General features: G+C 73.4%; 9 protein-coding genes. All 9 read left to right on the top strand.

Translation table 11 applies throughout. The annotated features are described in order from the left end of the window. Window positions 1-202 precede the first annotated feature (202 nt). The 9 genes from AAHZ94_RS15350 (at window position 203) to AAHZ94_RS15310 (ending at window position 13,420) form a co-directional block, all read left to right on the top strand. A complete protein-coding gene (locus AAHZ94_RS15350; protein WP_349993433.1) occupies window positions 203-412 on the top strand; it encodes a helix-turn-helix domain-containing protein in 210 nt (69 codons plus the stop codon). 2 nt (window positions 413-414) lie between these two features. After that, a complete protein-coding gene (locus AAHZ94_RS15345) occupies window positions 415-996 on the top strand; it encodes a Clp protease N-terminal domain-containing protein (RefSeq protein ID WP_349993432.1) in 582 nt (193 codons plus the stop codon). A gap of 315 nt (window positions 997-1,311) precedes the next feature. Continuing rightward, on the top strand, window positions 1,312-2,112 hold the full coding sequence (locus AAHZ94_RS15340; RefSeq protein WP_349993431.1) for a DsbA family protein: 801 nt from the start codon (window positions 1,312-1,314) through the stop codon (window positions 2,110-2,112). Window positions 2,113-2,211: 99 nt separating this feature from the next. Further along, a complete protein-coding gene (lgt, locus tag AAHZ94_RS15335) occupies window positions 2,212-3,207 on the top strand; it encodes a prolipoprotein diacylglyceryl transferase (protein ID WP_349993430.1) in 996 nt (331 codons plus the stop codon). 419 nt (window positions 3,208-3,626) lie between these two features. After that, complete coding sequence (locus tag AAHZ94_RS15330) at window positions 3,627-4,358, top strand: VIT1/CCC1 transporter family protein (RefSeq protein WP_349993429.1); 732 nt, start codon at window positions 3,627-3,629, stop codon at window positions 4,356-4,358. Window positions 4,359-4,764: 406 nt separating this feature from the next. After that, on the top strand, window positions 4,765-9,291 hold the full coding sequence (gene gltB, locus AAHZ94_RS15325) for a glutamate synthase large subunit (protein WP_349993435.1): 4,527 nt from the start codon (window positions 4,765-4,767) through the stop codon (window positions 9,289-9,291). Then, entirely contained in the window at window positions 9,284-10,744 is a 1,461-nt protein-coding gene (locus tag AAHZ94_RS15320; protein WP_349993428.1) for a glutamate synthase subunit beta, read from the top strand. Before gltB ends, AAHZ94_RS15320 begins: the two co-directional genes overlap by 8 nt. A gap of 239 nt (window positions 10,745-10,983) precedes the next feature. Next, window positions 10,984-12,066 carry an NsdA family TPR-like regulatory protein gene (locus tag AAHZ94_RS15315; protein ID WP_349993427.1) on the top strand — a complete coding sequence of 361 codons (1,083 nt, stop codon included), beginning with the start codon at window positions 10,984-10,986 and terminating at the stop codon, window positions 12,064-12,066. Between the two features lie 628 nt (window positions 12,067-12,694). Next, complete coding sequence (locus AAHZ94_RS15310; RefSeq protein WP_349993434.1) at window positions 12,695-13,420, top strand: alpha/beta fold hydrolase; 726 nt, start codon at window positions 12,695-12,697, stop codon at window positions 13,418-13,420. Window positions 13,421-13,621 lie beyond the last annotated feature (201 nt).

Below are 13,621 nucleotides of genomic sequence, written 5' to 3'. Positions count from 1 at the left end.
GGGGGGGGCCGCCCCCCGCCCCCCCGGGGCCCGGGGGGGCCCCCGGGGGGCCCCCCCCCCCCGGCCCCCCCCCCCCCGCCCCCCCCCCCCCCGCGCGCCCCCGGGGGGGGCCGCGGTCGTGTCCGTGGCCGGCTCCGTGGCCGGCCAGGACGTGTCGTCAACCTTGGTTGACATCGACCATGTGTCAACGTAAGTTGACGTCATGACTGAGGCAACCGATCTCGCCCAGCAAGCAGGTGATCGCAATCCGCGGGTCGGTCTCCGCGCGGTGGCCGCCCTGCGGCGTCTGCTGGAGCAGTTGGAGGCCGTCCAGGTGCGCAGCGCCCGGGCGCAGGGGTGGTCCTGGCAGGAGATCGCCAGCGAACTCGGCGTCAGCAGGCAGGCCGTGCACAAGAAGTACGGGAGGCAGTGACCATGTTCGAGAAGTTCACCCCGAGCGCCCGCGACGCCGTGGAGGGCGCCGTCAAGCACGCAGAGCTGACCGGGTCGACGACCATCACCGAGGAGCACTTACTCCTCGCCCTCCTCGACCTGCTCGACGCGGGCACCTCGGCGGGCGCCCGCGCACTGGTCGCCCTCGGCATCGACCAGCGGCGTACGGAGCTGACCGCGGCGCTCCAGGAGGCCAAGCGGGTGGGCGGGCTGTCCCGGGCCGACATCGCGGCCCTGGCCCGGCTCGGCATCGACGTCCGGGCGGTCGTCGCCCGGGTGGAGGACGCCCACGGCCCCGACGCGCTGGCCACCGACCGCGGGCCGCGCTGGTGGTGGCCCCGCGGGCACCGCCCGTTCTCGCGCGAGGCCAAGACCTCACTCGAACGGGCGCTGCGGGTCGCCCAGCGCCGCGGCGACCGCTTCATCGGCGACGAGCACCTGCTGCTTGGGCTGGCCGCCGGCGCCGGCATGGTGGGGGACGTCATGGCCGAGCACGGCGCCTCGCGTACGGAGATCGAGCGGGTACTCGCTACGCCAGGTGCGGGCCACGCCGCCGCGGGTTGAACGAGCCACAGCCGGAGCGGCGACCGTAGTCGCGGCCACGGTCGCCGCCGTAGTCGCCGCCGCGCCCCCGTACGTCCCGCCACCCGATGTCCGTCCTCCGCCGGGTGGCGGGGCACCGCCTGCCGGCTGCACGCTCTCGCGTTCCCGCAGGTCACAGCCGGTGTCGCGGCCGGGGACAGGACCGGGGCCAGGGCCGGAGTCGGGCACGGCGCCGGGATCGCCGTCGAGGTCGCCGCCGGGCCCGACGGTCGCTCGATCGGGGGAATACCCGGCCCGGTGGCGCAGCCCCGCCGATCCGATTCGTTGTGTACGGGCGTGACTCAGAACCGTAGGGACAAGCGCAGCGCTCGTGAGCGGCTGCAAGAACAGCGCGCCAAGGACGAGGCGCAGCAGAAGCGGAAGCGCGCACTGGTCGCGGCCGGGGTCGTGGTCGTCGTGCTCGGCGCGGTGGGCGGCATCAGCGCCCTGATCGCCGCCCAGAACGATGACGACGACGGGGCCGCCAAGGGGCCGGTGGTCGACCCGAAGGGCGCCACCGGCGACCAGCGGGTGGCGATCCCCACCGGCGCCGCCGACGCGCCGGCCACCCTCACCGTGTACGAGGACTTCCGCTGCCCCGGCTGCGCCGGCTTCGAGCAGGGCTTCCGGGAGACCATCAACGACCTGCGCGACGCGGGCCAGCTCAAGGTCGAGTACCACCTGGTCCGGCTGATCGACGGCAACATGGGCGGCAGGGGCTCGCTGCGCGCGGCCAACGCCGCGGCCTGTGCCCAGGACGCCGGCAAGTTCACCGCGTACCACGACCTGCTCTACCAGAACCAGCCGCGCGAACAGGACGACGCCTTCGCCGACCGCGGCCATCTGATCGAGCTGGCCGGAAAGGTGTCAGGGTTGGACACCCCGGCCTTCCGGGCGTGCGTGAACAAGGGGACGCACGACAGTTGGGTCACCAAGGTCGACAAGGCGTTCGAGAAGTCGGGCCACGGCGCGACCCCGACCGTGCTGCTGGACGGCAAGAACGTGTACGGGGACCAGGACGACCCGCTGACGCCGGAGAAGCTGCGCAAGGAGGTGGCGAAGGCGGCCGAGGAGAAGGGCGGCAAAAAGGGCGGCTGACCGGCCGCGCGGGGCGCCGCCGCGGCGGTCCCGTTACGTAGCCGTTGTGCCGGGTGGGTTGCCGTGCTTCCCGCCCGGCAGGGTAGCGTCAGCCCTGTCATGGACCTCGCTTACATCCCCAGCCCCTCATCCGGCGTGATCGACCTCGGGCCGATCCCGCTGCGCGGCTACGCGTTCTGCATCATCATCGGCGTCTTCGTGGCGGTCTGGTACGGCGGGCGGCGCTGGGTCGCCCGTGGTGGCCAGGTCGGCACCGTGGCCGACATCGCCGTGTGGGCGGTGCCCTTCGGACTGATCGGCGGCCGGCTCTACCACGTCATCACCGACTACCAGCTCTACTTCGGTGACGGCAAGGACTGGGTCGACGCGTTCAAGATCTGGGAGGGCGGCCTCGGCATCTGGGGCGCCATCGCGCTCGGTGCGGTCGGCGCCTGGATCGGCTGTCGCCGGCGCGGCATCCCGCTGCCTGCGTACGCGGACGCGCTCGCCCCCGGCATCGCGTTCGCGCAGGCCATCGGCCGCTGGGGCAACTGGTTCAACCAGGAGCTGTTCGGCAAGGCCACGGACGTGCCGTGGGCGCTGAAGATCGACGCGGACCCCGGCACCGGCACCCTCGCCGGCACCTACCACCCGACGTTCCTGTACGAGTCGCTGTGGTGCGTGGGCGTGGCGCTGCTGGTGATCTGGGCGGACCGGCGGTTCACCCTCGGCCACGGCCGGGCCTTCGCGCTGTACGTCGCCGCGTACACGGTGGGCCGGTTCTGGACCGAGTACCTGCGGGTGGACGAGGCGCACGAGGTGCTGGGCCTGCGGCTGAACAACTGGACCGCCGTCGTGGTCTTCCTCGCGGCCGTGGCGTACATCGTGCTCTCCTCCCGGGTCAGCCCGGGCCGGGAGTCCGTGGTGGAGCCGGCGGCGGTCGCGGTGACCGGAGCCACCGGTGCGGCGGCGGACACCGACGGTGCCGCTGACGCCGCGGGCGCCGTCGACACCACGAAGGGGGAGCCGCGGGACGCGGCCGAGGCCACGGCGCCGGACGCGAAGACGCCGGGCGGCGCGACCGCGGAGAACCCCGAGGCGTCCAAGAAGGGCTGAGCGCGAGCCAGACCGAGAACGCACCAGAGGCCGCCGCCCCCCCCGGGCCGGGCGGCTTTTGTGTGCGTGCGGCCCCGTGCGCGTGGCCTGTGCGGCCCGTACGCGGCGGAGCGGCCCGTAAGCGGCGGGGGCGGACCCGCCTCGGGTCGTACGAGAAGGGGCGTACGGGAGGTGCCGTACGCGAACGGGGCGGGGCGGTGGTCCCGGGCGGCGGTGGGGACGTGTTCCGTGAGGGGCCGCGCCGCGTGGCCGGCCCGAGCCGGCGCGCGGTCACTTTCCGTGGCCGGCTTCGCATCGGCGCAGGTCAGCGAGGTAAGTTCGGCCTTCCTTGCTGGCGAGGGAGGGGAATTCGAGCGTACCTTCGAGGCGTTGGCGACGGGTGAGATGACCGTCGCCGTGTGAAGGGAGAGCTCTACCTCATGTCCGCCATCAGCGTTGCCGAACAGCCGCACATCGCCCACCGCGACAACCACACCCACCGCGACGTCACCGGCGGCTGGCTGCGGCCCGCGGTCTTCGGGGCCATGGACGGCCTGGTCTCCAACCTGGCCCTGATGACGGGCGTCGCGGGTGGCGCGCTCTCCCAGCAGACCATCGTGATCACCGGGCTTGCCGGGCTCGCCGCAGGCGCGTTCTCGATGGCCGCCGGCGAGTACACCTCGGTCGCCTCGCAGCGCGAGCTGGTCCTGGCCGAGCTGGAGATCGAACGCCGTGAGCTGCGCAAGCACCCCGCGGACGAGCTCCTTGAGCTGGCCGCGCGGTACGAGTCGCGGGGCGTCGAGCCCAAGCTCGCGCGCGAGGTGGCCCGCCAGCTCTCGGCCGACCCCGAGCAGGCGCTTGAAGTGCACGCCCGCGAAGAGCTCGGCATCGACCCCTCCGACCTCCCCTCGCCGCTGACCGCGGCCCTCTCCTCGTTCGGAGCCTTCGCACTGGGTGCGCTGCTGCCGGTGCTGCCGTACCTGCTCGGTGCGACGACGCTGTGGCCGGCGGTGCTGCTCGCCCTGGTGGGGCTGTTCGGGTGCGGCGCGGTGGTGGCCCGGGTGACGGCCAGGACCTGGTGGTTCAGCGGGCTGCGACAGTTGGCGCTCGGCGGTGCCGCGGCCGGTGTCACGTACGCCCTGGGTGCCCTGCTGGGGACCGCGCTCGGGTAGTCGCGGGCGAAGAGTTATGCGGGATGATGAATAATATGCGGATTACCGCGCGGTTTCGGATCGCTTACGGACGGGCATAAGGCCGAGGCGTCGCGGGCAACGTCGCTCGCTCCGCTCGCCCTGCGGGCGCGCCCCGCTCGGACCTCCCTCCTGTTGCCGCCGCCCTCTTGCGGTGTCCGCATATTGGAATGACTTATCCGCTTCTTGGGAAGCGGGCCATCATGTAACCTGCATCAACTCTTCGCAGAGGGCCAACGTCGTCCCTCGGCACCAGCACTTGCCACCGACGACGACGGGAGAGCCGATGCGTTCCGCGCACCCCCGGCCCGTGCCTTCCGTGACCGGCGCCGCCGCAGCCGCAGCCGCCGCCTGGTCCCCGCTCCAGGGGCGCCCCGCCCGACAGGGGATGTACGACCCCCGTAACGAGCACGACGCCTGCGGCGTCGGCTTCGTCGCGACCCTCACCGGCGAGGCCAGCCACACCCTGGTCGAACAGGCCCTCACCGTCCTGCGCAACCTCGAACACCGCGGTGCCACCGGCTCCGACCCGGACTCCGGTGACGGCGCGGGCATCCTGCTCCAGGTGCCGGACGCCTTCCTGCGCGAGAGCGTCAGCTTTCCGCTGCCGGCCGCCGGCGGCTACGCCGTCGGCATCGCCTTCCTGCCCGCCGACGGGGCGGAGGCGGCCACCGCCGTCACCCACATCGAGGCCATCGCGGCCGAAGAAGGGCTGACCGTCCTCGGCTGGCGGGTCGTCCCCGTCGCGCCCGAACTGCTCGGCAGCGCCGCCCGCGCCACCATGCCCGCCTTCTCGCAGCTCTTCGTGGCCGACGCCGCGGGCAACCGCACCGGCATCGAACTCGACCGGCTGGCGTTCGTGCTGCGCAAGCGCGCCGAGCGGGAGGCCGGGGTGTACTTCCCCTCGCTCTCCGCCCGCACCCTCGTCTACAAGGGCATGCTGACCACCGGACAGCTCGAACCGTTCTTCCCCGACCTGTCCGACCGCAGGTTCGCCACCGCCATCGCCCTGGTGCACTCGCGGTTCTCGACCAACACCTTCCCGTCCTGGCCGCTGGCCCACCCGTACCGCTTCGTCGCCCACAACGGTGAGATCAACACCGTGCAGGGCAACCGGAATTGGATGCGGGCGCGGGAGTCCCAGCTCGCCAGCGACGTGCTCGCGGCCGACGGGCGGCCCATCGAGCGGCTCTTCCCGGTCTGCACCCCGGACGCCTCCGACTCCGCCTCCTTCGACGAGGTCCTTGAGCTGCTGCACCTGGGCGGGCGCTCGCTGCCGCACAGCGTGCTGATGATGATCCCCGAGGCGTGGGAGAACAGCGCCTCCATGGACCCGGCCCGGCGCGCCTTCTACCAGTACCACTCCACGATGATGGAGCCCTGGGACGGCCCGGCCTGCGTCACCTTCACCGACGGCACCCAGGTCGGCGCCGTACTCGACCGCAACGGGCTGCGCCCCGGCCGCTACTGGGTCACCGACGAGGGCCTGGTGGTGCTCTCCTCCGAGGTCGGCGTGTTGGAGATCGACCCGGCCAAGGTCGTCCGCAAGGGCCGGCTCCAGCCCGGCCGGATGTTCCTGGTCGACACCGCCGAGCACCGCATCATCGAGGACGACGAGATCAAGTCGGCGCTCGCCGCCGAGCAGCCGTACGAGCAGTGGCTCGACGACGGCGAGATCGAGCTCGAAGACCTGCCCGAGCGCGAGCACATCGTGCACACCCACGCCTCGGTCACCCGCCGCCAGCAGACCTTCGGCTACACCGAGGAAGAGCTGCGCGTCATCCTCGCGCCGATGGCCGCCGCCGGCGCCGAGCCGATCGGCTCCATGGGCACCGACTCGCCCATCGCCGCGCTCTCCGACCGGCCCCGGCTGCTCTTCGACTACTTCACGCAGCTCTTCGCGCAGGTCACCAACCCGCCGCTGGACGCCATCCGGGAAGAGCTCGTTACCTCGCTGATCTCCTCGCTCGGCCCGCAGGGCAACCTGCTCACGCCGACCGCGGACTCCTGCCGCAGCGTCACCCTGCCGTTCCCGGTGATCGACAACGACGAGCTGGCCAAGCTCATCCACATCAACGCCGACGGCGACCGGCCCGGGCTCGGCGCCGCCACCCTCTCCGGCCTGTACCGGGTCGGCGGCGGGGGAGCGGCGCTGGCCGCCCGGATCGCCGAGATCTGTGCCGAGGCCGACTCGGCCATCGCCGACGGCGCCCGGCTGATCGTCCTCTCCGACCGGCACTCCGACGCCGAGCACGCCCCGATCCCCTCGCTGCTGCTCACCTCGGCCGTCCACCACCACCTCATCCGCACCAAGCAGCGCACCCAGGTGGGCCTGCTGGTGGAGGCCGGTGACGTGCGCGAGGTGCACCACGTCGCGCTGCTCATCGGCTACGGCGCCGCCGCGGTCAACCCGTACCTGGCGATGGAGTCCGTGGAGGACCTGGTGCGTGCCGGCACCTTCCTGCCGGGCGTCGAGGCCGAGACCGCCATCCGCAACCTGATCAAGGCGCTCGGCAAGGGCGTGCTCAAGGTGATGTCCAAGATGGGCATCTCCACCGTCGCCTCCTACCGCGGTGCCCAGGTCTTCGAGGCCGTCGGGCTCGACCAGGGCTTCGTGGACGCGTACTTCCACGGCACCGCCACCAAGATCGGCGGCGCGGGGCTCGACGTGGTGGCCACCGAGGTCGCCGCCCGGCACGCCAAGGCGTACCCGGCCAGCGGCGTGCCCTCCGCGCACCGCGCGCTGGACATCGGCGGCGAGTACCAGTGGCGGCGCGAGGGCGAGCCGCACCTGTTCGACCCGGACACCGTCTTCCGGCTCCAGCACTCCACCCGGGCCCGCCGCTACGACATCTTCAAGAAGTACACGGAGCGGGTGAACGAGCAGTCCGAGCGGCTGATGACGCTGCGCGGCCTGTTCGGCCTCAAGGGCGAGCGGCCTGCGATCCCGCTGGAGGAGGTCGAGCCGGTCTCCGAGATCGTCAAGCGGTTCTCGACCGGCGCCATGTCGTACGGCTCCATCTCGCGCGAGGCCCACGAGACCCTCGCGATCGCCATGAACCAGCTCGGCGGCAAGTCCAACACCGGCGAGGGCGGCGAGGACCCGGAGCGCCTGTACGACCCGGCGCGCCGCTCGGCGATCAAGCAGGTGGCCTCCGGCCGGTTCGGCGTCACCAGCGAATACCTGGTCAACGCCGATGACATCCAGATCAAGATGGCCCAGGGCGCCAAGCCCGGCGAGGGCGGCCAACTCCCCGGCCACAAGGTCTACCCGTGGGTCGCGAAGACCCGGCACTCCACGCCCGGCGTCGGCCTCATCTCGCCGCCGCCGCACCACGACATCTACTCCATCGAAGACCTCGCCCAGCTCATCCACGACCTGAAGAACGCCAACCCGCAGGCCCGCATCCACGTGAAGCTGGTCAGCGAGGTCGGGGTGGGCACGGTCGCGGCGGGCGTCTCCAAGGCGCACGCGGACGTGGTGCTGATCTCCGGCCACGACGGCGGCACCGGCGCATCGCCGCTCACCTCGCTCAAGCACGCGGGCGGCCCCTGGGAGCTCGGCCTCGCCGAGACCCAGCAGACGCTGCTGCTCAACGGGTTGCGCGACCGGATCGTCGTGCAGACCGACGGCCAGCTCAAGACCGGCCGTGACGTGGTGATCGCGGCGCTGCTGGGCGCCGAGGAGTTCGGGTTCGCCACCGCGCCGCTGGTGGTGTCGGGCTGCGTCATGATGCGCGTCTGCCACCTGGACACCTGCCCGGTCGGCATCGCCACCCAGAACCCGGTGCTGCGCGAGCGGTTCGCCGGCAAGGCCGAGTACGTCGTCAACTTCTTCCAGTTCATCGCCGAAGAGGTCCGCGAGATCCTGGCCGAACTCGGCTTCCGCACCCTCAAGGAGGCCGTCGGCCACGCCGAACTCCTGGACACCTCGCGGGCGGTGGCGCACTGGAAGGCCAGCGGACTCGACCTGGCACCGCTGCTGCACGTGCCCGAACTGCCGGACGGCGCCGTACGCCACCAGATCGCGGTCCAGGACCACGGCCTGGCGAAGGCGCTGGACAACGAGCTGATCAAGCTGGCCGCCGACGCGCTGGCCGCCCCGGACGCCGCGTCCGCGCAGCCCGTACGCGCCCAGGTCGCCATCCGCAACATCAACCGCACCGTGGGCACCATGCTCGGCCACGAGGTGACGAAGAAGTTCGGCGGCGCGGGGCTGCCCGACGACACCATCGACATCACCTTCACCGGCTCGGCAGGCCAGTCCTTCGGCGCCTTCCTGCCGCGCGGCGTCACGCTGCGGCTGGAGGGCGACGCCAACGACTACGTCGGCAAGGGCTTGTCCGGCGGCCGGGTCGTGGTCCGCCCCGACCGCGGCGCCGACCACCTCGCCGAGTACTCCACCATCGCCGGCAACACCATCGGCTACGGCGCCACCGGCGGCGAGGTGTTCCTGCGCGGCCGGGTCGGCGAGCGGTTCTGCGTCCGCAACTCGGGCGCCACCGTCGTCTCCGAGGGCGTCGGCGACCACGGCTGCGAGTACATGACCGGCGGCCGGGCCGTGGTGCTCGGCGAGACCGGCCGCAACTTCGCGGCCGGCATGTCCGGTGGCATCGCGTACGTCATCGACCTGGACCCCGCCCGGGTCAACCGCGAACTGGCCGCGGCCGTCGAACCGCTCGACGACGCCGACGCCCAGTGGCTGCACGACACCGTGCGCCGCCACCAGGAGGAGACCGGCTCGACGGTGGCCGCGGCCCTCATCGCCGACTGGGACGCGGCCATCACCCGCTTCAGCAGGGTGTTCCCGCCCACGTACAAGGCCGTGCTCGCCGCCAAGGACGCCGCCGAGCGAGCCGGACTCTCCGAGTCCGAGACCACCGAGAAGATGATGGAGGCGGCGACGCATGGCTGACCCCAAGGGCTTTTTGACCACCGGCCGCGAGGTCGCCGCGACGCGCCCCGTCGCGGAGCGGGTACGGGACTGGAACGAGGTCTACGTTCCCGGATCGCTGCTGCCGATCATCAGCAAGCAGGCCAGCCGCTGCATGGACTGCGGCATCCCGTTCTGCCACAACGGCTGCCCGCTCGGGAACCTCATCCCCGAGTGGAACGACTACGCGTACCGCGAGGACTGGACCGAGGCCAGCGAGCGGCTGCACGCGACGAACAACTTTCCGGAGTTCACCGGGCGGCTGTGCCCGGCGCCGTGCGAGGCCGCCTGTGTGCTGGGCATCAACCAGCAGCCGGTGACCATCAAGAACGTCGAGGTCACCATCATCGACAAGGCGTGGGACTCCGGTGACGTCACCCCGCAGCCGCCGGAGCGGCTGTCCGGCAAGACCGTCGCCGTGATTGGCTCGGGCCCGGCGGGCCTGGCCGCCGCCCAGCAGCTCACCCGCGCCGGTCACACGGTCGCCGTCTACGAGCGGGCCGACCGCATCGGCGGGCTGCTGCGGTACGGCATCCCCGAGTTCAAGATGGAGAAGCGGCACATCAACCGCCGCATCGAGCAGATGCGCGCGGAGGGCACCAAGTTCCGTACCGAGGTGGAGATCGGCCGCGACATCGACGCCGCCGACCTGCGCCGCCGCTACGACGCGGTGGTCATCGCCGCCGGTGCCACCGTCTCCCGCGACCTGTCGGTGCCCGGGCGCGAGCTGAACGGCATCCACGCCGCGATGGAGTACCTGCCGCTGGCCAACAAGGTGCAGGAGGGCGACTTCGTGGCGCCGCCGATCACCGCCGAGGGCAAGCACGTGGTGGTCATCGGCGGCGGCGACACCGGCGCCGACTGCGTGGGCACCGCCCACCGGCAGGGCGCGGCGTCCGTCACCCAACTGGAGATCATGCCGCGCCCCGGCGAGGAGCGCCCGGGAAACCAGCCGTGGCCCACCTTCCCGATGCTGTACAAGGTCACCTCGGCGCACGAGGAGGGCGGCGAGCGGGTCTACTCGGTCTCCACCACCCACTTCGAGGGCGACGAGGCGGGGAACGTGAAGTTCCTGCACCTGGTCGAGGTGGAGTTCAAGGACGGCACGTTCGAGCAGCGGCCGGGCACCGAGCGCAAGATCCCGGCCGAGCTGGTGACCCTCGCGATGGGCTTCACCGGCACCGACCAGAGCAACGGCCTGGTCGAGCAATTTGGCCTGGACCTGGATGCACGGGGTAACGTCGCCCGGGACGCGGACTTCGCCACCAACGTGGACGGGGTCTACGTCGCCGGCGACGCCGGCCGTGGCCAGTCGCTCATCGTCTGGGCCATCGCCGAGGGCCGCTCGGCAGCCCGCGCGGTGGACGCCTATCTGACCGGCACCAGCGCACTGCCGGCCCCGATCCGTCCCACCGACCGGGCGCTCACCGCCTAGTCACCCAGGTCCGCCAGCGGACCACGCGCTACCGGCCCACGCCGGGAGGTGTCCCGTACAGCGCGGTACGGAACACGCGGCGCCTGCCCGTCCCCGACCGGATGGCAGGCGTCGCTTTCTTTTCGGGCCCGCAGGGGCTTCCTCGCACGGGGTGACCGCGCGGCTACCGGTGGCGGTACCGTGGAAGCGGCATCCACCGTGCCTGCGCATCGCCTGCCGGAGCGAGGAGTTGAGGACGGGTGGCCGAACGGGTTCCGACACAGGAGTCGGCCGACCTCGGGAGCGAGGACCTGCACCCGGCCCGGCGCGGGGTGCTCGCCGCCAGCCTGTACTCCGCCACGCTCGCCGTACCGGCGTTCGCGGGCCGGGCCGGGGCCGCCGAGCCGACGCACCCGCCGCGCCACGCGGGCCGCATCGGCGCCGGCGAAGTGGCCACCGTACGGACCATGACGGACCGGATCGCCGACATCCTGGACGAGCTCGGCGGCGGCCACGCCCGCCCGATGGCGGCGGCCTTCCTGGTCAACACGGTGGCGCCGTACCTGCGGGCCACGGCCACCGAGGCGGTCCGCAAGGACATGCTGTCCGCGGCGTCCGACCTGACGTACCTGACCGGCTGGATGGCGATGTACGAGCGCCGGCACGGCCTCGGCCAGCGGTACTACGTCAAGGCCCTGGAGCTGGCCCGGGCCGCCGATGACCACCTCACCCACTGCCGCACGCTGCGCGGCATGAGCCTGCAAGCCTCGCACCTCGGACACGGCAGGCAGGCGCGGGAGCTCGCAGACTCGGCGGCGGAGGCCGCGCCGCAGGCCGGGCCGCGCCTGGTCGCCTTCCTCCGCGGCCAGCAGGCGCACGCCGCCGCCATGGTGGGCGACGGGCGCGGGGCGCGCGACCGGCTGCGGGAGGCGGAGGCGGCGCTGTCCCGGGCGGACGCGCGGCGCGACGCCGTCGGTGGCTACGACCGGGCGGCCTACGAGTTCCACGTGGCCCACGTACGCGCCGAGTCCGGCGACCTGGCGGGCTCCGTCGCCGCGCTCCAGGCGTCCCTGCGCGCCCAGCCCGCCCAGCAGCGGCAGGGCAGGCTGCACGCCAACGCCGTGCTCGCCGAGCGACAGTTCGCGCTGCGACACCTCGATGCGGGCTGCGCCACCTGGTCGGCCTTCCTCGACGACTACCTGCTCCTGTCCACGGCCCGCGGGGACGAACACTTCGCCTCGCTCCGCCGCCAGCTCCGCGTCCACGCGCGCGTACGGGCGGTACGCCAACTCGCCGAGCGGGCCCGTACGGTGGCCGTGCACAAGGGCCCGACGGTGCGCTGACCTGGCGGGACCGCAGCCGCCTCGCCGCAGCCGTCTCGCCGCGGCGGGGGCCGCCCCCGCCCCCGCGCCCCCCCCCCCCCCCCCCCGCCGCCCCCCCCCCCCCCCGCCCCCCCCCCCCCCCCCCCCCCCCCCCCCCCCCCCCCCCGGCCTCGGCGCGCGCCGGCCGGCCCCGCGGCCCACGACGGGCAGCACCCCCGCCCGGCTGGCCCCGCCACACCCCCCTGACCAACCCGCCGCATCCCGGCGAACACCGGGCTGCCGGGTGGCGGCCGGGTCGTGGCGGGGTTCCGGATCGTAGCCGGGCCACGTCAGGGGCCGGTCGGGGGCGGGTAAGTTGAAGCGGATACCGGTCCCGTGGGCCGCTGCCGGACGTCGGGTCCGTCGTACCGGAGTGCTCCCGGGCGGCGGGTGACGGCCGGCGCGGTGGTGGCGGGAGCGGGCCACAGCTACGGGGGTGGGGGGGGGGGGGGGCCCCGCGCGCCGGGGGGGGGGGGCCCCGCCGGGGGGGGGGCCCGCCCGGGCGGGGGGGGGGGGGCCGGGGGGGGGGGGGGGGGGGGGGGGCCGCGCCGGGCGGGGGGCCGGGGCCCCCCCCCCCCCCCCCCCCCCCGCCGAGGGGAGAGGCACCAGCATGCGGCTGCACACGCAGGAGTGGGGCACGGGGGACCGGGTCGCGCTGCTCATCCACGGGATCATGTCGGACCACAGGACCTGGCGCCGGGTCGGTCCCGAACTCGCCGCCCACGGCTACCGGGTCATCGCGGTCGACCTGCGCGGACACGGGTTCAGCGAGCGGGCGGCGGAGTACAGCGTGCCGTTGTTCGCGGCCGATCTGGAGGAGACCCTGCCGGTCGGCGCGGAGTTGGCCATTGGGCATTCGCTCGGTGGGCTCTCGCTCTCCCTCGCGGTGCACGCGCTCCGCCCGCAGCGCGCCGTCTACAGCGACCCGGCCTGGGCGCTGGCCACCAGCGAGCGCCTGGTGGACGCCAAGATGCTGAACGCGCTGCGCAAGGCGAACCGCAACATGATCGCCTCCTTCAACCCGCGCTGGGAGGAGGCCGACGTGGAGGCGGAGCTGGCCGGCATCGCGGCCTGGGACCCGGAGGCGGGGCACGCGGTGGACCGTACGCACGCGGTCGACCACATACCCGAGCGGCCGGTCGTGCCGTCGCTGGTGCAGGTGGCCGACCCGAGTTACGTCGTCTCCGCGGCGCACAAGGAAGAGCTCAGCGCACGCGGCTTCACCGTGCACACCATCAAGAACACCGGCCACTCCATCCACCGCGACGACTTCGACGCCTTCATGGGCTCGATCCTCGGCTGGGCACGCGGGGAGGAGCCGGCGGGCGTGCGCTGAGTGGTTGGTCGGCTGGCTGGCTCTGCGCTGAGTGGCTGGTCGGCCGGTTGGTCAGTCAGTCGGCCGGTCGGTCGGCCGGTGCGCCGCGCGGGCGCCCCGGCCCGCCCCCCGGCCCGCCCCCCCCCGGGACGCCGCCCGCCCCGACCGCTGGCCGGGCCGCACCGGCCCCCCCCGGGGACGTATACACCGCTCCGGGCCCCC

Source organism: Streptomyces sp. HSW2009 (assembly GCF_040240285.1).
GTDB lineage: Bacteria > Actinomycetota > Actinomycetes > Streptomycetales > Streptomycetaceae > Streptomyces.
This window is presented reverse-complemented; position numbering and strand designations above follow the sequence as displayed.

Coding starts and splice junctions, on each gene's coding strand:
- AAHZ94_RS15350 (WP_349993433.1), top strand. CDS start 203: ATGACTGAGGCAACCGATCTCGCCCAGCAAGCAGGTGATCGCAATCCG.
- AAHZ94_RS15345 (WP_349993432.1), top strand. CDS start 415: ATGTTCGAGAAGTTCACCCCGAGCGCCCGCGACGCCGTGGAGGGCGCC.
- lgt (WP_349993430.1), top strand. CDS start 2,212: ATGGACCTCGCTTACATCCCCAGCCCCTCATCCGGCGTGATCGACCTC.
- AAHZ94_RS15330 (WP_349993429.1), top strand. CDS start 3,627: ATGTCCGCCATCAGCGTTGCCGAACAGCCGCACATCGCCCACCGCGAC.
- gltB (WP_349993435.1), top strand. CDS start 4,765: ATGTACGACCCCCGTAACGAGCACGACGCCTGCGGCGTCGGCTTCGTC.
- AAHZ94_RS15320 (WP_349993428.1), top strand. CDS start 9,284: ATGGCTGACCCCAAGGGCTTTTTGACCACCGGCCGCGAGGTCGCCGCG.
- AAHZ94_RS15310 (WP_349993434.1), top strand. CDS start 12,695: ATGCGGCTGCACACGCAGGAGTGGGGCACGGGGGACCGGGTCGCGCTG.